This window comes from Shinella sp. M31 (assembly GCF_049199205.1).
Classification (GTDB): Bacteria; Pseudomonadota; Alphaproteobacteria; order Rhizobiales; family Rhizobiaceae; genus Shinella.
In genome coordinates this window covers 1-26,568 of the sequence record NZ_JBLZPH010000023.1, presented here as the reverse complement: position 1 = coordinate 26,568, position 26,568 = coordinate 1, and the positions used below count along the sequence as shown (strand labels likewise).

Genomic DNA, 26,568 nt, shown 5'->3' with positions numbered 1-26,568 from the left:
GCGCCGGTGCCGGCGGCCGGGTATCTGTCCGGCCTGTCGGGCCGCCTGCTGCTGCTCACCGCCGCCTTCGTGATGATTGCCGAAGTGCTGATCTTCGCCCCCTCGGTCGCCAATATGCGCCTGCAATGGCTGCGTGACCGCCTGAACACGGCAGCCGCCGCCAGCGTCGTCATCGAGGGCCTGCCGGATCAGGAACTGCCGCGCTCCGTGCAGCAGGAAGCGCTGATGGCGACCGGCGCCAAAGCGATCGTGCTCAAAAAAGCGGATGCCTCGCGCATGGTGGCGGCTCTCGACATGCCGCCGAGCATCGACGCGCAATACGACCTGTCCGACGTGTCGCTGCCGACGGCGGTCTACGATGCTTTCGACACGCTGCTCTTTGGCGGCAAACGCGTCATCCGCGTCTACGGCCCGGTCGGCGAGACAAGCACGCGCATCGAGCTTCTGCTCGACGAACAGAAGCTGCGCCGCGCCATGCTCACCTATGCGCGCAACGTCTTCATCCTCTCGATGATCATCTCACTGGTCACGGCAAGCCCGATCTTCTTCGCGCTCAACCGCCTGCTGATCCGGCCGGTGCGCCGGATGACGGAAAACATCCAGGCCTTCACCGCCGATCCCGCCAATCCCGCGCGCGTGCTGGTGCCCTCGGGTGGTCGTGACGAGATCGCTGTCGCCGGCATCCATTTGGCCGCCATGCAGCAAACGCTCCAGCGCACGCTGAAGGAACAGAAGAACCTCGCCGATCTCGGGCTCGCCGTCTCGAAGATCAATCACGACATGCGCAACATCCTCTCCTCAGCGCAGCTGATGTCCGACCGCCTGTCCGATGTGGACGACCCGGTCGTCAAGCGCGTCGCGCCAAAACTGCTGCGCAGCATCGACCGGGCGGTGGGCTATACGAACGAGGTACTCTCCTACGGCCGCATGCGTGAGCCGGAACCGCGCCGCCGCTTCGTGGCGCTGCGCCCGCTGGTGCAGGAGGTGTCGGAGGTTCTGGCGCTCGATACGCGCGGCGATATCGATTTCGTGGTGCAGATCGAGCCGGCGCTCGAGGTCGATGCCGATGGCGAGCAGCTTTTCCGCGTCATTCACAATCTCTGCCGCAACGCCGTGGAGGCGCTGGCGCAGGACCCCGGCGGCGAGCGCCGCGCCGTTATGGTGACGGGCCTGCGCACCGGCGCGGTCGTCTCGATCGCCATCGACGACAACGGTCCCGGCATGCCGGCGAAAGCGCGCGAAAACCTCTTCGCCGCCTTCCGCGGCTCCGTGCGCTCCGGCGGCACGGGCCTTGGCCTCGCCATCGCCCGCGAGCTGGTGCTCGCCCATGGCGGCACGATCGCGCTCGTCGAAAAGGCGACCCCTGGCACGCTCTTCCGCATCGAGCTGCCCGACCGCCCCGTCCCCCTCGACGCCTTCCGTCACCGCGCCTGATTTCTGAGGCGCTTGCCGCCGGATATGACGGGACGGTGAAAAAAGTGCATTTTTTCTGAGAAAGACGCTTGCAATAACCCGGAGTACCCTTTAGTGAACCGCCTCACAGACGGGCATCAAACGCCCCGCTGTCAGCGCACCCGTAGCTCAGCTGGATAGAGCACCAGACTACGAATCTGGGGGTCAGGAGTTCGAATCTCTTCGGGTGCGCCATTTCTCTTTCTGAATAATCTGGTTGATTGCGTTCCGCTTGAGCGGATTTTTCGTGCGCCGTTTCGGCGCTTTTTGCGTTTCTACCTGCTGCCGGAAATCCGCGTTCCCGCGATGCGATCAAAAAAATCGCTTCTGGCAACTTTTGGCCGTTTACAATAGTAATACAATATGATGTTTTATGCCTGCTGCTGAGGAGCAGCTTTCTTTGGGAGGACATCATGAAATTCAAAATCGCACTCGCAAGTGCCACGATCCTTGCTGCCTCGATGTTCAGCGCCGCATCCGCCGCCGACCTCACCATCGGCTTTTCGCAGATCGGTTCGGAATCCGGCTGGCGCGCTGCCGAAACGACGCTCACCAAGCAGCAGGCCGAAAAGCGCGGCATCGACCTGAAATTCGCCGACGCCCAGCAGAAGCAGGAAAACCAGATCAAGGCGCTGCGCTCGTTCATCGCGCAGGACGTCGATGCCATCCTGATCGCCCCCGTCGTCGCCACGGGCTGGGATGAAGTGCTACAGGAAGCCAAGGATGCGGAAATCCCGGTCATCCTGCTCGACCGCACGGTCGATGCCTCGAAGGACCTCTACCTGACAGCCGTCACCTCCGACCTCGTCCATGAAGGCAATGTCGCCGGCAAGTGGCTGGTCGATACCGTTGCCGGCAAGCCGTGCAACGTCGTCGAGTTGCAGGGCACGACGGGCTCGTCGCCGGCCATCGACCGCAAGAAGGGCTTTGAAGAGGCGCTCGCCGGCAAGGACAACCTGAAGATCATCCGCAGCCAGACCGGCGACTTCACCCGCACCAAGGGCAAGGAAGTCATGGAAAGCTTCCTGAAGGCGGAAGACGGCGGCAAGAACATCTGCGCGCTCTACGCCCATAACGACGACATGGCCGTCGGCGCCATCCAGGCGATCAAGGAAGCCGGCCTGAAGCCGGGCAAGGATATCCTCGTCGTCTCCATCGACGCCGTTCCGGATATCTTCCAGGCCATGGCCGCCGGCGAGGCGAACGCCACCGTGGAGCTGACGCCCAACATGGCCGGCCCCGCGCTCGACGCGCTCGATGCCTTCCTCAAGGACGGCAAGGAGCCGCCGAAGTGGATCCAGACGGAATCGAAGCTCTATACACAAGCCGACGATCCGCAGAAGGTCTACGAGGAGAAGAAGGGCCTCGGCTACTGATCTCTTCCCGGGGTCCCGCGTCCGGCTCCTGACTTGACGCGGGGTATCTTCCCCCTAGCATTCGGCTGATCCGGTTTTCTTGCCGGATCCGCCGGCTCGCCTGCCGTCTCCCCTTGGGGCGGCGGGCGGCAGACGTCACACGGGTGGGATCATGCAGGCGAGTACCTCCATTCTTTCGGCAACCGCGGTCGACAAGATCTTTCCCGGTGCCCGGGCGCTCGACGGCGTCGATTTTTCACTGCAGCGCGGCGAAGTGCATGCGCTGCTCGGCGAAAACGGTGCGGGCAAATCGACGCTCGTCAAATGCCTGACCGGCGCCTATCGCCGCGATGGCGGGCGCATCCTGCTCGACGGCGCGGACGTCGATCCGCAGAGCACGCTGGAAGCGCAGAACCTCGGCATCGGCACGGTCTATCAGGAGGTCAATCTCCTGCCGAACCTGACGGTCGCCGAAAACCTCTTCCTCGGCCGCCAGCCGAAGCGTTTCGGCTTCATCGACAGCCGCGAAATGAACCGGCGCGCGAAGGCGCTGCTTGCCGAATACGATCTCGATATCGACGTGACCGCCGAGCTTGCCGCCTATTCGGTGGCGGTGCAGCAGGTCATCGCCATTGCGCGCGCGGTCGATCTCTCCGGCAAGGTTCTGATCCTCGACGAGCCGACGGCCAGCCTCGATGCGCATGAGGTGGCGATGCTGTTTCGCATCGTGCGCCGCCTGAAGGCGCGCGGCCTCGGCATCATCTTCATCACCCACTTCCTCGAGCAGGTTTACGACATTTCCGACCGCATCACCGTGCTGCGCAATGGAAAGCTGGTCGGCACGCGCGCCACGGCGGACCTGCCGCGCCGCGATCTCATCGCCATGATGCTCGGCCGCGAGCTGGTGCAGGAGGTGGCGGCGGAGCATGGCGCGAAGGGCGAGGGCGCCGAGGTCCGTTTCCGCTTTCGCAATTTCGGCCGCAAGGGCCATATCCAGGCCTTCGATCTCGATGTGCGCAGGGGCGAGGTGGTCGGCATTGCCGGCCTGCTCGGCTCGGGCCGCACCGAGACGGCGGAAATCATGTTCGGTGCCGAGCGGGCCGATAGCGGCACGGCGGAAGCCGACGGCCGAACGCTCGACCTCTCCTCGCCGCGATCCGCCATCCGCGAGAAATTCGGCTTCTGCCCGGAGGACCGCAAGGTGGACGGCATCATCGGCGATCTCTCGGTGCGCGAGAATATCGCGCTCGCCCTTCAGGCAAGGCGCGGCTGGGCGCGGCCGATCAGCCGCGGCGAGCAGGACCGGCTGGCCGACGACTACATCAAGGCGCTCGATATCCGCACCAGCGACCGCGAGAAGCCGATCAGGCTTCTATCGGGCGGCAACCAGCAGAAGGCGATCCTGGCGCGCTGGCTCGCCACCAACCCGGATTTCCTGATCCTCGACGAGCCGACCCGCGGTATCGATGTCGGGGCGCATGCGGAAATCATCCGCCTCATCGAGGAGCTCTGCGAGAAAGGCATGTCGCTGATCGTGATCTCGTCCGAACTGGAAGAACTCGTCGCCTATTCGAGCCGCGTCATCGTGCTGCGCGACCGGGCGCATGTCGCCGAACTCGTGGGCAGCCAGGTGACGACCGACGGCATCGTCGAGGCCATTGCCGCCTCAACCGGGAGGACGGACGCATGAACGCGACACTGAAGGCCTATGCGGTCAGGCTCTTCCCGCAGGTCGCGGCACTCGCCGTCATCCTGCTGATGGTCTCCATCGCCTTTCCCGGCTTCTTCCGGCTGGAAATGCAGAATGGCCGGCTCTACGGCAGCGTGATCGACATCCTGAACCGCGGCGCGCCGGTGGCGCTGCTTGCCATCGGCATGACGGTCGTCATCGCAACAAAGGGCATCGATCTTTCTGTCGGCGCCGTCATGGCGATCTGCGGGGCGGTGGCGGCCGCCGCCATCACGTCCGGCCATTCGCTCGCCATGACGCTGCTGATCACGCTCGGCACCGGCATTCTCTGCGGGTTGTGGAACGGCATCCTCGTCGCCGTGCTCGATATCCAGCCGATCATCGCGACACTGGTGCTGATGGTGGCCGGGCGAGGCATCGCGCAGCTGGTCACCGAGGGCGCCATCCTCACCTTCAACGACGAGGGGCTGATCTTCATCGGCAGCGGCTCGCTGTTCGGCCTGCCCATGCCCGTCGTCATCTGGCTCATCTTCGGCCTGCTGGTGGCGCTCCTCGTGCGGCGAACGGCGCTCGGCATGCTGATCGAGGCACTCGGCGTCAACCGCCGCGCCGCCATGCTGTCGGGGGTCTCGACGGGCGTGCTGCTGATTGCGGCCTACGTGCTGTCGGGCCTCTGCGCCGCGCTTGCCGGCATCATCGCCGCCGCGGATATCCGCGGTGCGGACGCCAACAACGCCGGTCTCTGGTTGGAACTCGACGCGATCCTGGCGGTCGTCGTCGGCGGCACCTCGCTGCTCGGCGGGCGCTTCTCGATTGCCGCCTCGCTCATCGGCGCGCTGATCATTCAGTCGGTCAATACCGGCATCCTGCTTTCGGGATTTCCGCCGGAATTCAACCTCATCATCAAGGCGGCGATCATCGTTTTGATCCTCGTCATCCAGTCGCCGCGTGCGCAGTCGGCCTTCGTCTTCCTTTCCCGTGCCCGCGCATCGGACAAGAAGACGGCCGGGGAGGCGAAATGAACCCGCGTTACCTTCCGCTCACCGCGACGATCGCGATCTTCCTGATCGCCTATGCCGTCTGCATTGCGCAATATCCCAACATGCTGTCGACGCGCGTCATCGGTAACCTGCTGACGGACAATGCCTTTCTCGGCATCGCCGCCGTCGGCATGACTTTCGTCATCCTTTCGGGCGGCATCGATCTCTCCATCGGCGCGGTCATCGCCTTCACCGGCGTCTTCCTCGCCGTGCTGCTCCAGGCGACGTCGATCCATCCGCTCGTCGCCTTCGTGCTGGCGCTCGCCATCACCACGGCCTTCGGCGCGCTGATGGGGGCGATCATCCACCATCTGGAAATGCCGCCCTTCATCGTCACGCTCGCCGGCATGTTTCTGGCGCGCGGCATGGCCTTCGTGCTGTCGATCGATTCGATCCCGATCAAGCACCCGTTCTATGCGACGCTGAAAAGCGCCTATTACAAGCTGCCCGGCGGCGGGCGCATCACGCTGATCGGCGGGCTGATGCTGCTCGTCTTCGCGCTCGGCATCCTCATTGCCCACCGCACCCGCTTCGGCGCCAATGTCTATGCACTCGGCGGCGGGGCTGCGACGGCGCGGCTGATGGGCGTGCCGATCGGGCGCACGACGATCGGGATCTATGCGCTCTCGGGCTTCCTCGCCGGCCTCTCGGGCATCGTCTTCTCGCTCTACACCTCGGCCGGCTATTCGCTGGCGACGGTGGGCGTGGAGCTGGACGCTATCGCCGCGGTCGTCATCGGCGGCACGCTGCTCACCGGCGGCTCCGGCTTCATCGCGGGCACGCTGGTCGGCATCCTCATCCAGGGCCTCATCCAGACCTACATCACCTTCGACGGCTCGCTGTCGAGCTGGTGGACGAAGATCCTGATCGGTCTTTTGCTCTTCGCCTTCATCCTGTTGCAGAAGGGGCTGATCCTCGTCACCGACAGGCGGAGGCGGCATGCCTGATTTCCTGCGCACGCCGCCTCCCGCCCACCCACTCTGTTGCTAGACGGAGGGCGAAGCGGTGCGGAAAACAGGTCTGCTCGAAACCATGATGAACGGAGCGGTGGCGCGCACCAGCCACTCGCAGGTGGTGGGCGAACTCGGCAAGGCGATTATCGCGGGCGAATTTCCGGTGGGCGCCACCCTGCCGGGCGATGCGGAAATGGAGGCGCGCTTCGGCGTATCCCGCACCGTCATCCGCGAGGCGATGAAGACGCTTGCCGCCAAGGGCCTCGTCGTGCCGCGCGCCCGCATCGGCACGCGGGTAACGCCGAAGGACCAGTGGAACCTCTTCGACAGTGATATCCTGACCTGGCACTTCGCCGTCGGCGTCGATGATGTCTTCCTCATCCATCTCAGCGAAATCCGCCTCGGCTTCGAGCCGCAGGCCGCAGCGCTTGCCGCGCGCCACGCGACGGAGGCGGATATCAACCAGATGATGCTGCTCGCCGTCGCCATGGGCGATCCCGAGCACACGCCGGAGACCTTAGCGCTGGCGGACCTGCGCTTCCATCTCGCCGTGATGGACGCCGCGCGCAACCCCTTCATGCGCACCGTCGGCAGCCTGATCGAGGCGGCGCTGGCCGGGGTTTTCAAGCTCAGTTCGCCGGCTTCCGACCGCATCAAGATCGGCGATGTCGCGGCAAACCACATGCGTATCGTCGAGGAAATCCGCCGCCGCGACGAGGATGGCGCACGCCGCGCCATGGAAAACGTCATCTGCGTCGGCCGCGCCCGCATCACCGATGCGCTGGGCGGCCAGTCGTCCGGGCCGGCGTGACCGATATGCCACGCATACGGACGCCGATGGGTTCTACCGCACGGCTTGTCTTCTAAACCGCATCTCACTCCGCTAAGCAGGGACATCGGTGCGCCGCATAGGCGAAAACTGGAAAGCGGAAGGAAGCGGGACATGATGCACCGCGAAATGCCGCGCGTATTGCGTCGCGTGATTGTCGCCGGGATGGTTCTGATAGCGGGCTGCGCCGGCCGGCCCGAGGGCGTGCTGGTGCCGAGCGGCGAGGCGCCGCCCGGCGTTTCGACTGTCGATCTGCTCGTCGCGACCACGCGCGCGCCCTCCGAGCAGCCGGGCGTGCTGTTTTCCGGCGAACGCGGCTCGGATCTCCAGCTGCGCGACATCGCCGTCTCCATTCCGCCCGATGACAAGCGCAAGATCGGCCAGGTGCAATGGCCGAAGAAGCTGCCGGCCGATCCGCTGAAGGATTTTGCGACGGTCAGGGTGACGGCGATCGACAAGCAGAAGGCCGGGAGCGCCTGGCTCGACCGCAACCTGCCGAAAAGCCGGCGCGTGCTGATCTTCGTGCACGGCTTCAACAACCGCTACGAGGATGCCGTCTATCGCTTTGCGCAGATCGTGCATGATTCCAAGACCGACGCGGCGCCGATCATCTTCACCTGGCCCTCGCGCGCCAGCATCTTCGATTATTCCTACGACAAGGAAAGCACCAACTATTCGCGCGATGCGCTGGAAGAACTGTTGAGTGCTGCGGTCGCCTCGCCGAAGGTCGGCGAGATCACCATCATGGCCCATTCGATGGGCACGTGGCTGGCCGTCGAGACGCTGCGCCAGATGGCGATCCGCAACGGGCGCGTGCCGAAGAAGATCCAGCAGGTCATTCTTGCCTCGCCCGATCTCGACGTCGACGTGTTCGGACAGCAGCTGCGTGCGCTCGGCAAGGAGCGGCCGCAATTCACGCTGTTCGTCTCGCGGGACGACCGGGCGCTGACGCTGTCGCGCCGCATCTCCGGCAATGTCGACCGGCTCGGCCAGATCGATCCGTCGCAGGAGCCCTATCGCTCGATGCTGGAAAAGCAGGGCATTACGGTGCTCGACCTGACGGCGCTGAAATCCGGCGACAGCCTGAACCACGGCAAATTCGCCGAAAGCCCGGAGGTCGTGCGCCTCATCGGCAACCGGCTGATCGACGGCCAGACCGTGACGGATTCACAAGTGGGCTTCGGCGACCGGCTCGGCGCGGTGGCGCTCGGCACAGCCGAGACGGTCGGCAGCGCGGCAAGCGTCGTCGTCTCCACGCCAATCGCCGTCTTCGATCCCGTCACCCGAAAGAACTACGACGACCAGTGGCGTCGCCTCGGCCGGTCCGTCGAGGACACGGCGGTCACGGCAGCCGGACAGTAATAAAAAGGGCGGCCCCGCAAGGAGCCGCCCTTTCGTTATCCGCCTGTGTCCGGCTTAGCGGACCCAGATCACTTCGCGCGAGCTGCGATCGACGAGCACCGGGCGCTGGTCGACATAGATATAGCCGTAGCTCGGATTTTCCGGCACCTCGACGATCTGCACCGTATCGGGGACCACCGCACCGGCCTGGACGGGACCTTCCAGCACGACGGGCTCGACCGGATGGCGTTCCACATAAGTAATGGTCGCCTCGGGAATGTCGCCGGAAATACTTGCCGTTGTCTCGACCTCGGGCGCATAGATCACCTGGCGGCTATCCGCGCGCACGATGACCGGGCGGTTGTCGACATAGACATAGGCGAGATCCGGATGGTCCGGGATCGGCGTCAGCGCAATCGTGTTGTCGAAGCGCGTATCGGCCGTCAGCTGGCCGTCCAGCACGACCGGCGGCGTCGGGTTTTTCATCACATAGACGCGGGCATCATCGGGAACGGCCGCATCCGCACCGATGGCGAAACCGACCATGCCGCCGACGACGGCGCCGACCGGGCCGCCGACGACAGCGCCCGCCGTGGCGCCGGCAGCGCCCATGGCGGTGCCGCCGAGAACTTCCTTGTCGCGATCGTCGGCATGGGCGACGGACGCGCCGATTAGGGCCAGAGCGGCACCGGCCATAAGAATCTTACGCATGTCTTTCTCCTTGGAAGATTGGGTTTCCCACCCCTTCGGCGGAGACAACGTGACATGCCGGGATCGGTTCCCGCATCATGTCTAAAGGACATCACGATCTGTAACGCGCGGTAACGTAGGCCTCAGGCGATTTCCGAATCCCGCTTGGCGATTTCGTAGTCTTCGTGATGCACCTGAAGGCCCTCCGGCGTCACCACGACGATGCCGTAGGCGGCGGGTTCGTCGACCGAAAGCGAGGCGTTCGGCGCGTCGAAAGGCATCGGCTGCTGATGCACCGGGCTCTTGAAGATCGAAAAGGGAATGCCGCGATGCGAGCCGCCGATCGTGCGGTGCACGTGGCCGGCGAAGATGTGGCGGACATTGCCGTGCTTGAGCACCAGATCGTAGAAGGCGTGCTCGTTGGAGAGCCGGATCGCGTCCATGCCGGTAAAGCCGGTCCGGTGCGGCGGGTGGTGCATAAAGAGAAGGACGGGCAGGGTGCCGGCGTCCGACAGCGTCCTGTCGAGCCAGGCGAGGCGCGTCTCGCAGAGATAGCCGGCATGGCTCAGCGGATAATCGTAGGGCGGGGCGAAAAGCGTATCGAGCAGCACAACGCGGCAATCGGGAAAATCGATCGCCTGCTGCACGAAGCCGTTTTCGTCGGGTGCCACATGGGTGAAGGTTTCCAGGAAGCGGTCGCGATAATCGTGGTTGCCGATGGTGATGGCGGCCGGCGGCACGAGTTTGGCCAAGAGGCCGTGCAGGCGCTCATAGGACAGGGTGTCGGCGCGGTGCGTCAGGTCGCCGGTGAAGATCACCCTGTCGGCATCCGCGTGGTAGCGGTTGACATGCTCGATGCCGGCAAGCAGCCGTTCATAGGGGTCGAGGCCGATGATCTTCGTGCCCTCGGGCACCATATGCAGGTCGGTAAAGACAATGAGCTTGGTCATGAAAAGGTCTCGCGGCGGGGCTGTTTCGGGCGCAGAATGAAGGCTGCGCCGGATGCATTCGTAGCGTGCGAACCTGTCGCATGAAAAGCAGTTGGAACGCATGACGATCTGATATATCAGGAAGCCGATGCAGCCGGCAGGCTGACCAAACGGAGCATAGCGACATGAGATGGAAGCGCACGATCCAGCTGCTGGACGTTCATTGCGAGGGTGAGATCGGCAAGGTGGCGATCGGCGGCGTGCCGAAAATCCCCGGCAATACCATCGCCGAGCAGCTCAATTACATCAACACGGTGGATGACAGCCTGCGCCGCTTCCTGTGCCTGGAGCCGCGTGCGGCCGCGACTGGTTCGGTGAACCTGCTTCTGCCGGCCAAGCGTCCGGAGGCCGATGCCGGCTTCATCATCCTGCAGGCCGACCAGGCGCATGCCTCCTCGGGCTCCAACTCGATCTGCATCACGACCGCGCTGCTCGAATCCGGCATCGTCGAAATGAAGGAGCCGGAAACGGTCGTCGTGCTCGACACGGCCGCCGGCCTCGTCAAGGCGACGGCGACCTGCCGCGACGGCCGCTGCGAGAAGGTCAAGCTCACCATGGTGCCGTCCTTCGTCGAGGCGCTGGATGTCGAGATCGACACGCCGCATTGGGGCCGCGTGCGTTTCGACATCTCCTATGGCGGCATCTTCTATGCGCTGGTCGATGTCGACCAGATCGGCACCAAGATCGAGAAGGCCAATGCCCGCGCGCTGGTCGATGCCGGCATGGCGCTGAAGGATCTCATCAACAAGTCGATGAAGGTCGTGCATCCCGAGATTCCGGAAATCAATGGCGTCGCCTATGTCATGTTCCGCGATCGCGATCCTGACGGCACCGTGCGCACCGCCACCACCATGTGGCCCGGCCGCGTCGACCGCTCGCCGTGCGGCACCGGCAATTCGGCGAACCTCGCCACGCTGCATGCCCGCGGCCTCGTCAAGGTCGGCGACACATTCCGTTCGCGCTCGATCATCGGTTCGCAGTTCGAGGTGGGGCTTGAGGCCGAGACGGTCGTCGGCGGCCGCAAGGCGATCATCCCGACCATCACCGGCCGCGGCTGGACCTTCGGCCTGCACCAGATCGCACTCGACCCGACCGATCCGCTGGCCGATGGTTTCGCCATGACCGACACTTGGGGCCCGCAGGCCGGCGAAATCCGCTAAGACAAAAAGACCCGGAACGACGTCCTGCCGCTCCGGGGCTTTGCTTTTTCACTTCGCAGCGTAGTGCTTCTCGATGGCGCCGAGCGTAATCGGGTCGATCTCCGCCGTATTGGCGTCCTCGATCAGGTCCTGGTTGGCCAGCACCTGCTTGATGGCGAGGCGCGCATCGGCGGACAGCTGCTCCGGCTGGTCGAGCAGGATGACTTCGAGATCGACATCGCGCATCTCGAAGGCGGCGACGAGGCTGGTCACGGCCTGTTCGATGTTCTTGACGATGCCGGTACCGCTCTGCTGCATCAGGCCGATCTTCAGCTTGCCGAAACTGTCGCCTTTGTCAGCCGCCTGCTCGAAATAGCCGGCGGCGGCGGTGAGGTCCTGGGCGACACCTTCGCCCGTCTCCAGCATCAGCCCGAGATTGATCATGGCGTCGATGCTGCCGCGTTCGGCGGCGAGCTTGTAGTAGGCGGCGGCCCGCGCATTGTCCTCGGCGACAAGGCTGCCGTCGTCGAGCAGCACGCCGAGATTGAAGGCGGCGGTCTCGTCGCCGCTGGCGGCGGCCTTGTCAAACCAACGGGCGGCTTCCGTGCCGTTCACCTCGGTGCCGATGCCATCGCGATAGGCGACGGCGAGATTGTACGCGCCGAGCATGTCGCCCAGTTCGGCGGCTTTTTTGTAATGGCTGAATTCGGCGGCCGGATCGCCGCGCTTGCCGAGCATTGCGCCGTAGTTGACCATGGCGACCGTATGGCCGAGCGCTGCGGCCTCGGCATAGAGCTTCATCGCCTCGAGATCCTGGCCGGCGCGCTCCAGGGCGCGCGCCAGCTGGAAGGCCATGCGGGGGCTGCGGAGGGAATTGTAGGCTTCGCGGCAGGCCGAAAGCGCGGCGCCGATCTCGATATCCTCAAGCGCCACCGGCGCGAAGGCCGTGTTGCGGGTCACATCGTAGCGGCTGCCGGCGGCGGCATCGCATTTGGCGTCGATGGTGTTGGCACGCGCACCATCGGCACCCGCCAGAAGGACCGCGAAGAAAAGGGCGCGGCCAGCCGTCTTCAGCATGTTGGATCGCGTGTTCATGATCCGTCTCCCTTCGTTGATGGAGGCACCTTAGACGAACGGTGCAAAACGGCTGTTTCCGCGGGAACAGAGGGATGACGGGAGGCGGCGCATAAGGGTAGTCATTGCTGGCGGTGTGCACGGTGGATGTAGCGCGGCGCCCGGGTTCAATTCATCCAGGCGGGCGTTGTGTCCCGCGAAAGGTGTGTCATGCCAACGCTCGATACGTTCCGCCCCGTCACCCTCAGCCGCAGGCTGTTCATCGCCGGCAGCACGCTGGCGCTTCTCGGCGCGGGTCTTCGCGCCACACAGGCCAATACGATCATCGGCAAGGCCGTCGAAATCACCGGTGATGTCAGCCGCAAACATGCCGAGCATCAGGAAGGCCTGAAGGCCGGCGCGAGCCTGATGGACCATGACTTCGTGAAAACCGGCAAGGAAAGCTTCGCCGAACTGGCGCTCGGCGAGGATACCAGCCTGATGCTCGGCAGCGAGACGGAGCTTTTGATCGATACCTTCATCGCCGGCCAAGGCGGCATCATCGAACTCGGCACCGGCCAGATGGTCTTCGACCGGCCGGAGGGCCTGCCCAAGATCGATCTCACCATGCGCACGACCTTCGGCATGATCGGCGTGCGCGGCACGAAATTCTTCGCCGGGCCGAGCCGAAAGGCGCCCTTCGCCGTCTTCGTCGAGCACGGCCGCGTCGAGGTCACCGGCGGCGGCGTGACCAGGTCGGTCTCCGGCGGCGAGGGCGTCGAGATCAGCGCGCCGGGTGCTGCCCCCGGCGATGTGGTCAAATGGGGTGAAGCGCGCATCCGCGAGGCCTATGCCAGCGTCGGTATCCGCTAGTCCAGCGTGAACAGGTCCATCGTTCCGAACCCGCGGATCTCGTGATTACCGATGGCGCGCAGCGTGCGGCTCGTTTCACTGGCCGCGCGCGGGCCGACGCAGATCTGGGTGCCGAGGAACTTGTTGGCATCCTGCAGGCGTGCGGCGAGGTTCACGGCGTCGCCATGGGCCGTGTAGTCGAGCTTGCCGCCGGTGCCGACTTCACCCAGCACCGCCATGCCGGTCTCGACGCCGATGCGCGTGCGCCCGAAATCCTTTTCCAGGAAGGCGGGGCGGCGGCGCATCTCTTCGGTCAGGGTGCGGATGTCGTCGGCGCAGGCGAGCGCCTTGTCGACATGGCGGTCGAGATCGTCGGGCGCGTTGAACAGGGCGTGCACGGCGTCGCCCACCACCTTGTCCACCATGCCGCCATGGCCCGCGACCAGCGCGTTGACCTCAGAGAAGTAGATGTCGAGCAGCTTGACGAGGTCGTGCGGGCCGATTTTTTGCGCGAGTGCCGAGAAACCCTCGATGTCCGTGAAGAGCGCTGTCACCTGCCGCTCTTCGCCGGCGACCCGCGCCATGTCGGGATTGTCGATATAGCGTGAGACGACCGATTGCGGCAGGTATTGCCCAAAGCGCTGGCGCGCCGTCGCTTCCGCGCGGCGGATATGGGTGAATTGCAGAAGGCCGGTGACGAGTGCCGCCGTAGCGACGACCAGCGAGACGCCGATAGCATCGGACAACAGCGCCGTGCGCAGATAGAGCAGCCCGGAGGCGCCGAAGACCAGACCGACGAGGGTGACGCCGGCGACCGCCGCAAAGAGCGGGCGAAGCCGCGTCGCCGCCAGCGCCGCTGCCGCTCCCATGAGGAATGCAAAACCTGCCTCGGCAGGCGCAAGGCCGGGATCGCGCGTCGGGATATGGTCCGTCAGGATGGCATTGGCGACATCGGCATGGATCTGCACGGAAGGCTCGAGCGGCATGGAGGCGCTGGCGCGCAGGCCGCCAAGATTGGGCAGGCTGCTGCCGATCAGCACGACCTTTCCTGTGATCCTGTCCGTCGGAAACTTTCCGGCGACGACGTCGGCGGCGGAAAACGTCCGCGCACCGATGGCGGCCGCATTGCTGGCGACGAAGCGCAGGCTGCCATCCTCGTCGAGCCTGAGGATGCGTGCATCGTGGCGCAGCCAGACGGGGTTGCCGCCGAGAATGGGCGTGCGTGCGCCGGCCGCCAGCCGCGCGGCCTCCACCCCGAGCGCTGGATAGGCGGCATTGCCGACGATCGCATAGGCCTGCACGCGGCGCACCACGGCATCCTCGTCGCCGACGAGGAACGAGGCCGACGCCGAGATCGCCTTGTCCTGCAGGAAGGGACAGGAGCTTTCCGTGCCGTCGATGAACCAGAGATCGGGCACCGTGACCGGCTTTTGCAGGGCAAGCGCCGGCACCGGATGCGGCGCACCGTCCATCGCCTCGCCGATCAGGAAGCCCAGCACGGTCGGCACCTTGGCGATGGCGCCGGCAAGTGCGGCATTGGCCGGCTCGTCGGACGCGCAATCGGTGCTGAAGACGAAATCGAAAGCAATGGCGGTGGGCTTGGCGGCGGCGAGGCGGTCGATGAGATCGGCGGTCTGGCTGCGCGTCCATTCGCGGCCCGGCACGCTCTGGAAGGCCTTGCGATCGATATCGACCACCACGATCTCGTCACTCTTGGCGGTCGGAATAGCCTGGGTCAGCGCGTCGAAATAGAACTCGCGCTGCTGCTCCAGCGCCGTCTCGCCCATGACGTACAGGGCAAGCGCTCCGGCAAGGCTGGCGACGAGCCCGGCGACAAGCGGTCTGTATTTCTTGGCGATCATGATCGGCCGCTCCCGTTCCGGGCCGCCGGCCTGTTAGTCGTCATCCGGCTCGGCGATGGCCTGCAGCCGGCCGATATGGCAATGGATGATGCCGTCGTTGCGGCGGATCGCGCCGGCCTCTTCCAGCGCCAGGATCGACCGGTTGATCTTCGGCCGGCTTGCGCCGACGATGCTGGCAATCTCGCCCTGGCTGAGCGAAAGCTGGAGATTGGCGCTGTCGGGTAGCTCGTCGCCATGGATGTTGCGCAGCGTCGCGAGGAAGAAGCGGGCAACGCGGGAATCGAGATCGTAGAGCGCGATGGTTTCCAGCTGCTCGGTCGTCTCGCGCAGCTTTGTGCAGAGATAGTGGATGATCGCGTGCGCGGCCGTCGGATTGCGGGTCAGCACGTCGAGGAAATCGCGCTTGGCGATGACATAGCCTTCGGTCGGCGTGACGGAGGTCGCGTCCGCCGAGCGCGGCTGACCGTCGAGGATCGCCATTTCGCCGAGAATGGAGCCGGCTTCGAGCTGGCGCAGCGACAGTTCCTTGCCCTGCGGGGTGATCAGCGACAGCTTGATGCGGCCGGAGACGAGCACGATGAGATAGGTGCCCTCGTCGCCGCGCTGGAAGATGACCGTTCCCGCCGGCCAGCGGCGCCAGGTCGCGATGGACGCGATCTCGCCGATCGTTTCCTTGCTGAAGCCCTCGAAAATCGGAAAAGAACGCCAAAACGCGGCACTCTTGTTGATCTCGTTCATATCCGGTTTCCCCCGGCCGCCCCTGACAGGATGAAGACGGGCCGCTCAACCGAAATCTTCGCCCAGCCGGTGAGCGCTTGCAACAGAAAAGAACGGATCGATCCTGATGGTCCCGCGCTATTGGCAGATCCGCACACGTTTGGTGACGGTCTTGCCCGTGCGGTCTTCCGTGCGCATGCGCTTGGTGATGCAGGTCTGCTGGTAGTGGCCATAGTAGCCCTGCTGGGCATAGGCATAGGAGGCGCCGGCCTGGCCGGGGGCACTGAAGGCGAGAGCTGCGGAAGCGAGAACCAGGGCGAGGACAGTGTGGCGCATGGAGGATCCGGAGAAGGGAGGCGGGGTGTGTCTCCTTTTCGCACAGGGCCGCGCCGGTTTCTGTTCCGGCGGGAACAGGTGATCGTTCACTAAATGAGAACGATCTGTCTTCTGATGTACTGACTAGTTTGACGACGGAAAGCTGGTATCTCTCTGCCAACGCAAACGCCAAGCCTCAGGAGCTTACCCATGCCGCAGAACGTCGTCGTCCTCGTCGGACGCATTCTTCTCTCCCTCATGTTCCTCACCGCCGGTTTCCCCAAGCTGATCGATCCTTCGGGCACCGCCTGGATGATTTCCAATGCCGGCCTGCCGGCTTCTACCGCGCTCGCCTATCTCGCCGGCATCTTCGAAGTCGTCGCCGGCCTTGCTATCCTCGTCGGTTTCCAGACGAAGATCGCCGCCTACCTGCTCGCTGCCTTCTGCGTGTTCACCGCTCTCGTCTTCCACAGCGGCGCGATCAACAATCCGGACTTCCCGGAAGCCGCCAACGGCCTGCTGACCGTCTTCAACGGCCTGATGATGTGGAAGAACATCACGATCGCCGGCGGCTTCCTCGTGCTCGCCGCCTTCGGTCCGGGCTCCATCTCGGTCGATGCCCGCCGCGGCGCTTAAGTCAACGGCAAAATCCGGTCCTCCAGAAACCCTCCCCGGCCTCCGGGGAGGGTTTTTCGTTGCGCGAGCGCTGGAAAGCCGCGGCTCTTGCTGCTATGCGCACGAAGACAAAATCATGCGGGAGATGCCGATGTTTTCCAATTCCTTTCCGGACAGAGATGTGATGGCGGAGCTGATGGCCCGCATGCTGTGGGAGATCAAGGCGGTGCATTTCCGCCCCGAGGAACCCTACAAGCTCGCCTCCGGCATGGCCTCCCCGGTCTATATGGATTGCCGCAAGCTGCTCTCCTATCCGCGCATCCGCTCGGCCATCATGGATTTCGCCGCCGCGACGCTGACGCGCAATGTCGGCTTCGAGCGCATCGACGTGATCGCCGGCGGCGAGACGGCGGGCATTCCCTTCGCCGCCCTGCTCGCCGATCGCCTCGGGCTGCCGATGATCTATGTGCGCAAGAAGCCGAAAGGCCATGGCCGCAATGCGCAGATCGAGGGCGTGATGCCCGAGGGCGCGCGCGTCCTCGTCATCGAAGACCTCGTGACGGTCGGCGGCTCGATGTTCACCTTCATCGATGCCATCCGTGCAGCCGGCGGGGTTGTGGATCACGGCATGTCGCTGTTCTACTACGGCATCTTCAAGGAAGCAGAAGCCCGCTACGCCAATGGCGGCGTCAAGCTGCACCACATCGCCACCTGGCGGGATGTGCTGGCCGTTGCACGCGCCGAAAAGCTGTTCGACGATGCGACGCTCGCCTCCGTCGAGGCCTTCTTCGACGCCCCGCTCGTCTGGTCCTCTGCCCATGGCGGCGTCTCGGAACTGCCGACGTCGTAAATGACGCTGGCGCTTTGTGCTAAGATCGTTTAAATCGATTGAAAATCGGCTACAGCAGTTCCGGCAAAAGTGCGAAGCGGTTTTGCGTCCGGAATTGCGATGACAGTTTGGAGGACTGTTGATGATCCTGTGTTGTGGTGAAGCGCTGATCGACATGCTGCCGCGGACGACGACGCTCGGTGAGGACGCCTATGCGCCCTATGCCGGCGGCGCCATCTTCAACACGGCCATCGCGCTCGGTCGTATCGGTGTTCCCACGGGCTTCTTCACCGGCCTTTCCGACGACATGATGGGCGACATCCTGCGCAAGACGCTGGCCGAAAGCGGCGTCGACTACAGCTATTGCGCAACGCTGTCGCGCCCGACCACCGTCGCCTTCGTCAAGCTGGTCAACGGTCACGCCACGTACGCTTTCTACGACGAGGGCACCGCCGGACGCATGATCACCGAGGCCGAGCTTCCGGATCTCGGCGACGATTGCGAGGCGCTGCATTTCGGTGCGATCAGCCTCATCCCCGAGCCCTGCGGCTCGACCTACGAGGCGCTTTTGAAGCGCGAGCACGACAAGCGCGTCATCTCGCTCGACCCGAACATCCGCCCCGGCTTCATCAAGGACAAGGATGCGCATATGGCCCGCATCCGCCGCATGGCTGGCATGGCCGATATCGTCAAATTCTCCGACGAGGACCTCGCTTGGTTCGGCCTGGAAGGCGACGAGGATGCGCTCGCCCGCCACTGGCTGCACCACGGTGCCAAGCTCGTCGTCGTCACACGCGGCGCTGAGGGTGCGGTCGGCTACACCGCCGCCCATAAGGTTACGGTGCCGAGCGAGCGCGTGGCCGTCGTCGATACGGTCGGCGCCGGCGATACGTTCGATGCCGGCGTGCTGGCTTCGCTGAAGATGCAGAACCTGCTCACCAAGCAGCAGGTGGCGTCCCTCTCGGAAGACCAGATCGCGAAGGTGCTGGCGCTCGGCGCCAAGGCCGCCGCCGTCACCGTGTCCCGCGCCGGCGCCAACCCGCCCTGGGCGAAGGAAATCGGGCTGGCGTAAGCCGGTCGCCCTTCATTCACCTGTCATCGCCGCATGGTCAAAGGGGCCATGCTCGATCACACCGCACCAGATTCGCTTGCCACGGCCCGTCGCGACGGGCAGGCCCCCACCATTCTCGTCGTTACGGATGCCTGGCGCCCGCAGTTGAACGGCGTGGTGCATACGCTGGAGGAGCTTGCCCGCTCCATGGCGGAGGAGGGGATCGAGGTTATCTTCCTGACGCCGGAGAAGTTCGCGACGGTGCCATTGCCGTCTTACCCGGAAATCCGCCTCGCGCTGACCTCGAAGCGTCAGGTGCTGGCCGAGATCGAGGCGATTGCGCCCGACTATATCCATATCGCCACCGAAGGGCCGCTCGGCATGGCGGCGCGGCGCGCCTGCCTGCAACGTAGGCTGCCCTTCACCACGGCCTATCACACGCGCTTTCCCGAATTCATCAGCGCGCGCCTGCCCATCCCCGAGAGCTGGAGCTACTGGTGGCTGCGCCGCTTCCACAATTCCGGCCAGGGCATGATGGTGGCGACGAAATCGCTCGGTGCCGAAATGGCGGCGCGGGGCTTCACCCGCATCAAGCGCTGGTCGCGCGGAGTCGATACGAAGCAGTTCGATCCGGCCAAGCGCCGCGATCTCGGCTTGCCGCGGCCGATCTTCCTCAATGTCGGCCGCGTGGCGGTGGAAAAGAACCTGCCGGCCTTCCTCACGCTGGATCTGCCGGGCAGCAAGGTCATCGTCGGCGACGGTCCCGATCTCGCCATGCTGCGCCAGCGCTATCCGCACGTACATTTCCTCGGCCGCAAGACCGGCGAGGATCTCGCGTCGATCTACGCCTCGGCCGACGTCTTCGTCTTTCCGAGCCGGACGGACACCTTCGGCAATGTCATGCTGGAAGCCTTGGCGAGCGGCGTGCCCGTTGCCGCCTTCCCGGTGACGGCGCCGCGCGATGTGCTGGGGGAGGCCGGGGCCTTGTCGGAAGACCTGCGGCAGGCGGCCCTTGCCGCACTCGAAATCCCGAAGGAAACAGCGCTTGCGCGGGCGGCGACCTACAGCTGGCGCGCGTGCGCCCTCGAATTCCTGGGCAATCTGACCCGCGTGCCGCGCGGTGCGTTCGCGGCACGCCGTCTCAGCCTGCGTTGATTAGTTTGCAGCCTTCAGCAGCGCGGCAACCAAGCCGGCTGTCGAGCTGTCGTGGCCGGCCGCGCTTTCCTTTCCTTCGACGACCGGCAGCAAGCCCGTCGCCAACTCCTTGCCGAGCTCGACGCCCCACTGGTCGAAGGAATTGATGTTGAACAGCGCGCCTTCGACGAAGACACGGTGTTCGTAGAGTGCGATCAGCCGGCCGAGCGCAAAGGGCGTCAGGCGGTCATGCACCATGGTGATCGACGGACGGTTGCCGTCGAAGACGCGGTGCGGTGCGATCCTGTCGGCCTTCGCCTCGTCCATGCCCTTGGAGGTGAGCTGGGCCTTCGCCTCTTCCAGCGTGCGGCCCTTCATCAGGGCTTCCGACTGTGCCAGGCAATTGGCGATCAAAAGCTGGTGCTGATGGCGGAGATTTTTCTCGTGGCCGTTGGCCGCGATCATGAACTCCGTCGGGATGACCGAGGTGCCCTGGTGGATCAGCTGGTAGAAGGCGTGCTGGCCGTTGGTGCCGGGCTCGCCCCAGACGACCGGGCCGGTCTTGCAGGCGACGGGCTTGGAATCCATCGTCACGGACTTGCCGTTGGATTCCATGTCGAGCTGCTGCAGATAGGCCGGGAAGCGCGACAGGCGCTGGTCATAGGGCAGGATGGCGCGCGACGGGTAGTTCAGCACGTTGCGGTGATAGAAGCCGATGAGGCCGAGCAGCATCGGGATGTTTTCCCGGATCGGGGCCTCGCGGAAATGATTGTCGATGGCATGGCCGCCAGCCAGGAACGCGCCAAAATTCTCCTTGCCGATGGCGATCATCAGCGGCAGGCCGATGGCCGACCAGATCGAATAACGCCCGCCCACCCAGTCCCAGAAGCCGAAGACGCGGTCTGCGCCGATGCCGAAGGCGGAGACCTTGTCGAGTGCGGTGGAGACCGCGCAGAAATGGCTGCCGACGGCGGCATCACCCAGCGTATCGGCGATGAACTTGCGCGCCGTTGCGGCATTGGTCATCGTCTCGATGGTCGTGAAGGTCTTCGAGGCGACGATGAACAGGGTGGTCTCGGCCTCGAGCGTCTTCAGCGTATCGGCGATATGCGCGCCGTCGATATTCGAGACGAAGTGCAGGCGCGGCCCGTCGTGGTAGGGCGCAAGCGCCAGTGTCGCCATGACCGGGCCGAGATCGGAGCCGCCGATGCCGATATTGACCACGTCGGTGATTTTCTTGCCCGTCGCACCCTTCAGCGCGCCGGAGCGGATGCCGTCGGAGAAGGCGCCCATCGCGTCGAGCACGGCGTTGACGTCAGGCATGACGTCCTTGTCGTCGACGAGGACCGGCGTGTTGGAGCGGTTGCGCAAGGCAGTGTGCAGCACGGCGCGCTCTTCGGTGATGTTGATGATCTCGCCTGCAAACATCGCATCGCGTTTCTTCTCGACGCCGGCCTCTTTGGCGAGCGTCTCCAGCGCCTCGAGCACGGCGTCGTTCACCGCGCATTTGGAGTAGTCGAAGAGAAAGTCGCCGAGCGTTGTGCTGTAGCGGGAAAACCGTTCGGGATCGGCCGCGAAGGCCGCCCGGATGTCTGTGGCGTTGGTGTCGCGGACGATGGATTTCAGCTTTTCGACAAGCGCGTTCATCGGCGTCTTCCCTTGCTTTGGACGATGCCGCTAGCTAGTCGCTTTGGCACCGTCAAATCAAGACCGAAAACGCGCCCGGGTCCAAAAAATTAAATCGATTTAGAGGCGGTTGTGCCGGGGCCGCGCTCAGCCCCGGAGATCCTTGCGCAATATCTTGCCGACGTTCGATTTCGGCAGTTCGGTGCGGAACTCGATGAAGCGCGGACGTTTGTAATTGGTGAGGTTCGCCACGCAGTGCGCCTTCACATCGGCCTCCGTCAGGGCCGGATCCTTCTTCACCACGAAGAGCTTCACCGCCTCGCCGGAATGCTCGTCCGGCACGCCGATCGCCGCGCATTCGAGAACGCCCGCAAGCGACATCGCCACCTCTTCCACCTCGTTGGGGAAGACGTTGAAGCCGGAGACGAGGATCATGTCCTTCTTGCGGTCGACGATCTTGGTGAAGCCGTCAGGCGTCATGAAGCCGATATCGCCGGAGCGGAAGAAACCGTCCGGCGTCATCACCTTGGCCGTCTCGTCCGCCCGCTGCCAATAGCCGGCCATGACCTGCGGCCCGCGAATGCAGATTTCGCCGACACCGCCCAAGGCGAGCGTGTTGCCATCGTCGTCGCGGATGCTGATTTCGGTCGAGGGCAACGGCAGGCCGATCGTGCCGGTGAACTCCGCTCGGTCGAACCGGTTGGCGGTCGCGACCGGCGAGGTTTCCGAGAGGCCGTAGCCTTCGATGATCGCGCAGCCCGTCGTCTTCTGCCAGCGTTCGGCGACCGGCCGCTGCACCGCCATGCCGCCGCCGAGCGTCAAAAGCAGGCCGGAGAGGTCGAGCTTGGCAAAATCCGGATTGTTCATCAGCGCGTTGAACAGCGTGTTGAGGCCGGGGAAGATATGGACGCGATATTTGCCCAGTTCCTTGACGAAGGCGGGAATGTCGCGCGGGTTGGCGATCAGCACATTGTGGCCGCCGAGCGCGATGCCCATCAGCCCGTTCACCGTCAAGGCGAAGATATGGTAGAGCGGCAGCGCGCAGATGAAGACGAGCTGGTCCGGCCGCTTCTTCACATGGAAGATCGGCTCGATCCACAGCTTGATCTGCTCCATGTTGGACAAGAGGTTGGCATGCGTCAGCGTCGCGCCCTTGGAAACGCCGGTCGTGCCGCCGGTATATTGCAGGAAGGCGGTGTCGCCGGGGGCAACAGTGACCGGCTTCAGCGTGCCGCGCGCGCCCTCGGCCATGACCTGGCTGAACGGAATGTGCCCCGGCAGCGACCAGGCCGGTACGAGCTTCTTCACCTTGCGCACGACGAGATTGACGATCAGCCCCTTGAGGCCGAGCATGTCGCCCATCGTGGTGACGACGACGTGCCTGACGGAGGTGCGCGCGACGACCTGCGCCACCGTGCTTGCGAAATTCTCCAGGACGAACAGCGCCTTGGCGCCGGCATCCTTCAGCTGATGCTCCAGTTCGCGCGGCGTATAGAGCGGATTGACGTTCACCACGACCAGACCGGCGCGCAGGATGCCGAAGATGATGACCGGGTTTTGCAGGATGTTGGGCATCATCACGGCGACGCGGTCGCCCTTTTCGAGCCCCTTGACCTGAAGCCAGGCGGCGACCTTCTTCGAGGCGGCCTCGAAATCGCGGAAGCTCAGCGTCTTGCCCATGCTGGTGAAGGCAGGGCGGTCGGCATATTGCGCACAGCAGCTTTCGACCAGCGCGCCGATGGAAGGATGCGCCAGCGGCGCGATCTCTCCCGGCATGCCCTCGGGATAGTTGGCAAGCCAGAAACGACCGGTCGGCTCGGTGGAAGGGGCCTCAATGGTGGCCGTCATGCGTGCTCTCCTCCTTGGGCGCGGGCATCGTCCGTCCCGCCGGCGCCGAATGGTCCTCCAACCACACGACACGGACAAGATGATGCTTTTGGCGGGCGCCATCAAGGATTATCGCTATCTTACATTGACGTAAACGTCAATAAGCCCAAATGGCCGACCGTTCGCGTTTTCGTGATCGTGAAGTGCCGGGCTGCGGCGTCTCACCGCGCCTTCCGGTAAAAAAGCGCGTATATGTTTAACATTCATCGGATACACCTTATCTAGGGGACCCGGCCGGACGTCGGAGACAGTGGAGTGCATGAGTTTGCTGCATCAGGACCATCGCAGAAGTGAGCCCCGGTTTCTCGGTGCCGCGCGCCCGAGCGGGGCGGCGCTCATATCGCCGATCTCCGCGGCGCGCTGGCTGCTGGTGCTCGTCGTCTTCGCTGGCATCTATTTCTTCCATGGTTTCCTGGTTCCGGTGCTGGCCGCCCTCGTCATCGCCTTTGCCAGCTGGCCGCTCTATTCGCGCCTGCTGGCGCAGGTGAACGGAAACCGCACGCTCGCCGCCTCCATCGCCATCCTGCTCATCCTCGCCTTCATCATCGGTCCGATCGTCATCGCCTCCACCTATGCCCTGCATGAGGTGCGCGACTGGATCGGCTGGGGTGTGGAAATGAACCGCACCGGCGCGCCGACGCCGGAATGGATCCGCGTGCTGCCGGTCGTCGGCGGCTGGCTGGATATGCAATGGACGCGCTTCCTCGACCATCCCGGCGCCATCGGCGAGCTGACGCAGGTCGTCAGCGGCGCCAATATCGGAAATATCTACCGCGTGGCGCTGGCCGCGGGCGGCAAGGCGTTCAACCTGCTGCTCGCCGCGCTTTTCATGCTGATCGCGCTGTTCTTCATCTATCGCGACGGCCAGTCGTTCGCGGGCCAGGTGGATCGCCTCGGCGAGCGCATCCTGCCGATGCGCTGGGAGCGCATTTCCCGCATCGTGCCGGCAACGATCAGCTCCACCGTGACCGGCATGACGCTGATCGCCATCGGCGAGGGCATCGTGCTCGGCGTCGCCTACTGGATCGCCGGCGTTCCCTCCGCTGTGACGCTCGGCGTCATCACCGGCATCATGGCGCTCTTTCCCGGCGGCGCGCCGCTCTCGTTTACGCTGGTCTCGGTCTATCTCGTCTCCAGCGGATCGCCGGTCGCCGGCCTTGCATTGCTCATCTGGGGTTCCGTCGAACTCTTCATCGTCGACAAGACGCTGCGGCCGCGCCTCGTCGGCGGCCCGATCAAGTTACCCTTCCTGCCCACCTTCTTCGGCCTCATCGGCGGCGTGAAGACGATGGGCTTTCTGGGGCTGTTCATCGGTCCCGTGCTGATGGCCCTGCTTGTCGCCATCTGGCGCGAATGGATCCGCGAAGTGGAGGCGACGGACGCGCCGTCCTCGATCATTCTCGATCCCCATAAGGAGCCGGCCGCCCGGTCCGATGCGGAGCGCAGTGTCAGCTGAGCCTATGCGTGAACTCCCCTAAATTAGCCGCTGCGATTGCTTGCAAAGGCGAGGAACGGAGCCATAGTGTCTCCGCCGCGCATGCCGCGCGACTTGAGGGGAAAATATCATGATATCCGCCAGCCGGACAGCGCTTGCCGCGCTCGTCCTTACGACTGCTCTTGCAGCCTCGCAGACATCGGCGCTCGCCTGGGGCTGCATCGCCGTATCGGAAGAGGGCAGCTACGGCTACAGCTACAGCTATGACAACGAGGCCGACGCGCGCGAAAAGGCGCTGACGGAATGCGCCAATCGCACGACCGAAGAGTCCGTGTGCGAAATCACGGAATGCGACGAGGACGATTGAGCCTTCACGACAACGGAGCCCGCCGTCGCGGGCTCCGTTTCGACGCTTATTGTTGGCGTCTCAGGAAATGGGATGTTGCGGCAACCGCTCGTTTGCACCATCCCGGCAAAAGCAGGCAAAGTCGCGGAGAAATCGCTGCGCCGCATCGGGCTCGTCCACAAGCCGCTGCAGGATCGCCTCGGGCGCCTCCTTCATGACCGGAAGGCGGAAGAAAAGGCTGTCCGTGAAATTCGCGCTGATGGTCGACAGCACCGTCCTCAGCGCTGCCAGCATATCGTCGCCGCGATGCGAAGCGTGAACGAGCGCAACCGGCTTGCCGACCACCTGATCGCCGGAGACCAGCCAGTCGATGGCATTCTTCAGGCCGCCGGGAATGCTGCGCACATATTCCGGGCTCGACAGGATAAGCCCGTCGCAATCGGCAATGGCCTCCTGGAAATGCCGGACGCTGTCCGGCAGACCATCGCCTTCGCGATCGGGGGAGAAGACCGGCAGGTCTCCAATACCGTCATAGACCCGCACGGCGATGTCGTCGGGAGCGATTGCCTGAAGCGCGCGGAGCAGGGCTGTGTTGGTGGACAGCCGGCGGGCGCTGCCGGAAACGGCGAGGATTTTCATGGCGCGAGGCTAGCGCAGCACGCGGTCATCGGCAACGCGGCCCCGCTGCTCCAGCAAGAAAAAGCCCGGCCGAAACCGGGCTCTGTTTTGTGGTGCTGCCGCGCCGGTCAGAATCGGCCGCGAAGACCGATCTGCAGGGACATGGTCTTGAACGATGCGCCGGATGCATTGGCATAATTCGTCACGCCACCGGTCGTCGTGTCGATCACCCGCGCGTCGCCCCGCTTGTTGAAGACGTTCTCGAAATTGCCGGCGAAATAAAGCGAGGTCGCATCCGTCAGCTGATAGTCGACCGCCGCATTGAGCATGAGGACCGGTGCCGGCTTCATGTTGCTGAAGAAGTTGGTCTGGACCGCCCAATGGTTGTCGATATCGTCAATTCCTTTGGTGACGCCCGCCTTGATGCCGCCAGACAGGGTCAGGCGATCGATCTGCGCCGCGCCGTCCAAACCGAGAAAAACCGTCGGGATTTTCTGCTGGTAAGTGATCGTCTTGTTGCCTGCAGGAGAATCGCCGACCGTGTCGCGAAAACCGTCGGTGCTGTAGATGTACGACCCACCGTAGGAGCTCCAGCGCACATTGGTATATTTGAAGCCGGCATTGATGCCGAAAGTGCCATGGTCATCGCTGAAGATATCACGGCCGATTTCCAGCGAGCCGTTGAAATACCGTTCGAGGCGCGTGTCGGGACTGATGGATCGGTCGCTCCAGCCATCCATGCTCCGGTCG

The 26,568-nt window shown here is 64.3% G+C and carries 25 protein-coding genes and 1 tRNA gene; 16 read left to right on the top strand and 10 right to left on the bottom strand.

The window, feature by feature from the left end; all coding sequences use genetic code 11:
- The 8 genes from ACOZKU_RS04320 to ACOZKU_RS04285 form a co-directional block, all read left to right on the top strand.
- On the top strand, nt 1-1,434 hold a 1,434-nt coding region (locus ACOZKU_RS04320; protein WP_421577815.1), incomplete at its 5' end, for a sensor histidine kinase.
- 136 nt (nt 1,435-1,570) lie between these two features.
- Nucleotides 1,571-1,647 (top strand) — tRNA-Arg (locus tag ACOZKU_RS04315).
- A gap of 218 nt (nt 1,648-1,865) precedes the next feature.
- Complete coding sequence (gene ytfQ / locus ACOZKU_RS04310) at nt 1,866-2,828, top strand: galactofuranose ABC transporter, galactofuranose-binding protein YtfQ (protein ID WP_117367783.1); 963 nt, start codon at nt 1,866-1,868, stop codon at nt 2,826-2,828.
- A 151-nt stretch (nt 2,829-2,979) separates the two neighbouring features.
- A complete protein-coding gene (gene ytfR, locus ACOZKU_RS04305) occupies nt 2,980-4,497 on the top strand; it encodes a galactofuranose ABC transporter, ATP-binding protein YtfR (RefSeq protein WP_421577814.1) in 1,518 nt (505 codons plus the stop codon).
- A complete protein-coding gene (locus ACOZKU_RS04300) occupies nt 4,494-5,519 on the top strand; it encodes an ABC transporter permease (RefSeq protein WP_421577813.1) in 1,026 nt (341 codons plus the stop codon). Before ytfR ends, ACOZKU_RS04300 begins: the two co-directional genes overlap by 4 nt.
- On the top strand, nt 5,516-6,484 hold the full coding sequence (gene yjfF / locus ACOZKU_RS04295; protein ID WP_314090292.1) for a galactofuranose ABC transporter, permease protein YjfF: 969 nt from the start codon (nt 5,516-5,518) through the stop codon (nt 6,482-6,484). The genes ACOZKU_RS04300 and yjfF overlap by 4 nt, the downstream gene beginning before the upstream one ends.
- 85 nt (nt 6,485-6,569) lie before the next feature.
- Complete coding sequence (locus tag ACOZKU_RS04290) at nt 6,570-7,301, top strand: FadR/GntR family transcriptional regulator (RefSeq protein WP_421577818.1); 732 nt, start codon at nt 6,570-6,572, stop codon at nt 7,299-7,301.
- 132 nt (nt 7,302-7,433) lie between these two features.
- Nucleotides 7,434-8,681: an alpha/beta hydrolase gene (locus ACOZKU_RS04285; protein WP_314090290.1), complete on the top strand. Its 1,248-nt coding sequence runs from the start codon at nt 7,434-7,436 to the stop codon at nt 8,679-8,681.
- A 54-nt stretch (nt 8,682-8,735) separates the two neighbouring features.
- Here the strand turns inward: ACOZKU_RS04285 and ACOZKU_RS04280 are convergent, their stop codons facing one another.
- Both ACOZKU_RS04280 and ACOZKU_RS04275 read right to left on the bottom strand, forming a co-directional pair.
- Nucleotides 8,736-9,371: a DUF1236 domain-containing protein gene (locus tag ACOZKU_RS04280; protein ID WP_421577812.1), complete on the bottom strand. Its 636-nt coding sequence runs from the start codon at nt 9,369-9,371 to the stop codon at nt 8,736-8,738.
- A 122-nt stretch (nt 9,372-9,493) separates the two neighbouring features.
- Nucleotides 9,494-10,300, bottom strand: a complete 807-nt coding sequence (locus ACOZKU_RS04275) for a phosphodiesterase (protein ID WP_421577811.1) — start codon at nt 10,298-10,300, stop codon at nt 9,494-9,496.
- Between the two features lie 164 nt (nt 10,301-10,464).
- Between ACOZKU_RS04275 and ACOZKU_RS04270 the strand changes: the two genes are divergently transcribed.
- Entirely contained in the window at nt 10,465-11,499 is a 1,035-nt protein-coding gene (locus tag ACOZKU_RS04270) for a proline racemase family protein (RefSeq protein ID WP_421577810.1), read from the top strand.
- 48 nt (nt 11,500-11,547) lie between these two features.
- Here the strand turns inward: ACOZKU_RS04270 and ACOZKU_RS04265 are convergent, their stop codons facing one another.
- Nucleotides 11,548-12,573, bottom strand: a complete 1,026-nt coding sequence (locus ACOZKU_RS04265; RefSeq protein ID WP_421577809.1) for a tetratricopeptide repeat protein — start codon at nt 12,571-12,573, stop codon at nt 11,548-11,550.
- Between the two features lie 189 nt (nt 12,574-12,762).
- On the opposite strand from ACOZKU_RS04265, the gene ACOZKU_RS04260 reads away from it, so the two are divergent.
- Nucleotides 12,763-13,404, top strand: a complete 642-nt coding sequence (locus ACOZKU_RS04260) for a FecR family protein (protein WP_421577808.1) — start codon at nt 12,763-12,765, stop codon at nt 13,402-13,404.
- Here the strand turns inward: ACOZKU_RS04260 and ACOZKU_RS04255 are convergent.
- The 3 genes from ACOZKU_RS04255 to ACOZKU_RS04245 all read right to left on the bottom strand — a co-directional run bounded on the left by ACOZKU_RS04255 (nt 13,401) and on the right by ACOZKU_RS04245 (nt 16,298).
- A complete protein-coding gene (locus ACOZKU_RS04255) occupies nt 13,401-15,242 on the bottom strand; it encodes a CHASE2 domain-containing protein (RefSeq protein WP_421577817.1) in 1,842 nt (613 codons plus the stop codon). The two genes, ACOZKU_RS04260 and ACOZKU_RS04255, sit on opposite strands and share 4 nt — an antisense overlap.
- Before the next feature lie 36 nt (nt 15,243-15,278).
- Nucleotides 15,279-15,983 (bottom strand): Crp/Fnr family transcriptional regulator, encoded by a 705-nt coding sequence (locus ACOZKU_RS04250; protein ID WP_421577807.1) that lies wholly within the window; start codon nt 15,981-15,983, stop codon nt 15,279-15,281.
- A gap of 117 nt (nt 15,984-16,100) precedes the next feature.
- Complete coding sequence (locus ACOZKU_RS04245) at nt 16,101-16,298, bottom strand: hypothetical protein (protein ID WP_421577806.1); 198 nt, start codon at nt 16,296-16,298, stop codon at nt 16,101-16,103.
- Between the two features lie 153 nt (nt 16,299-16,451).
- Between ACOZKU_RS04245 and ACOZKU_RS04240 the strand changes: the two genes are divergently transcribed.
- The 4 genes from ACOZKU_RS04240 to ACOZKU_RS04225 all read left to right on the top strand — a co-directional run bounded on the left by ACOZKU_RS04240 (nt 16,452) and on the right by ACOZKU_RS04225 (nt 19,927).
- On the top strand, nt 16,452-16,913 hold the full coding sequence (locus ACOZKU_RS04240) for a DoxX family protein (protein WP_421577816.1): 462 nt from the start codon (nt 16,452-16,454) through the stop codon (nt 16,911-16,913).
- Between the two features lie 130 nt (nt 16,914-17,043).
- Entirely contained in the window at nt 17,044-17,742 is a 699-nt protein-coding gene (locus tag ACOZKU_RS04235) for an orotate phosphoribosyltransferase (RefSeq protein WP_314090269.1), read from the top strand.
- A gap of 121 nt (nt 17,743-17,863) precedes the next feature.
- Nucleotides 17,864-18,793, top strand: coding sequence for a carbohydrate kinase family protein (locus ACOZKU_RS04230; RefSeq protein ID WP_421577805.1), 930 nt, complete (start codon nt 17,864-17,866; stop codon nt 18,791-18,793).
- Nucleotides 18,794-18,841: 48 nt separating this feature from the next.
- The gene (locus ACOZKU_RS04225; RefSeq protein WP_421577804.1) at nt 18,842-19,927 is read left to right on the top strand and encodes a glycosyltransferase family 4 protein; all 1,086 of its coding nucleotides are present in this window, start codon (nt 18,842-18,844) and stop codon (nt 19,925-19,927) included.
- Here the strand turns inward: ACOZKU_RS04225 and pgi are convergent, their stop codons facing one another.
- Both pgi and ACOZKU_RS04215 read right to left on the bottom strand, forming a co-directional pair.
- On the bottom strand, nt 19,928-21,553 hold the full coding sequence (gene pgi / locus ACOZKU_RS04220) for a glucose-6-phosphate isomerase (RefSeq protein ID WP_421577803.1): 1,626 nt from the start codon (nt 21,551-21,553) through the stop codon (nt 19,928-19,930).
- 126 nt (nt 21,554-21,679) lie between these two features.
- Nucleotides 21,680-23,380, bottom strand: a complete 1,701-nt coding sequence (locus tag ACOZKU_RS04215) for a long-chain-fatty-acid--CoA ligase (protein ID WP_421577802.1) — start codon at nt 23,378-23,380, stop codon at nt 21,680-21,682.
- Nucleotides 23,381-23,678: 298 nt separating this feature from the next.
- Between ACOZKU_RS04215 and ACOZKU_RS04210 the strand changes: the two genes are divergently transcribed.
- The gene (locus ACOZKU_RS04210; RefSeq protein ID WP_421577801.1) at nt 23,679-24,875 is read left to right on the top strand and encodes an AI-2E family transporter; all 1,197 of its coding nucleotides are present in this window, start codon (nt 23,679-23,681) and stop codon (nt 24,873-24,875) included.
- A 109-nt stretch (nt 24,876-24,984) separates the two neighbouring features.
- Nucleotides 24,985-25,221 (top strand): DUF4189 domain-containing protein, encoded by a 237-nt coding sequence (locus ACOZKU_RS04205; protein WP_314090252.1) that lies wholly within the window; start codon nt 24,985-24,987, stop codon nt 25,219-25,221.
- A 60-nt stretch (nt 25,222-25,281) separates the two neighbouring features.
- Here the strand turns inward: ACOZKU_RS04205 and ACOZKU_RS04200 are convergent, their stop codons facing one another.
- Nucleotides 25,282-25,839: an NADPH-dependent FMN reductase gene (locus ACOZKU_RS04200; protein ID WP_421577800.1), complete on the bottom strand. Its 558-nt coding sequence runs from the start codon at nt 25,837-25,839 to the stop codon at nt 25,282-25,284.
- A 107-nt stretch (nt 25,840-25,946) separates the two neighbouring features.
- A partial coding sequence (locus ACOZKU_RS04195; RefSeq protein WP_421577799.1) for an omptin family outer membrane protease occupies nt 25,947-26,568 on the bottom strand: 622 nt, incomplete at its 5' end.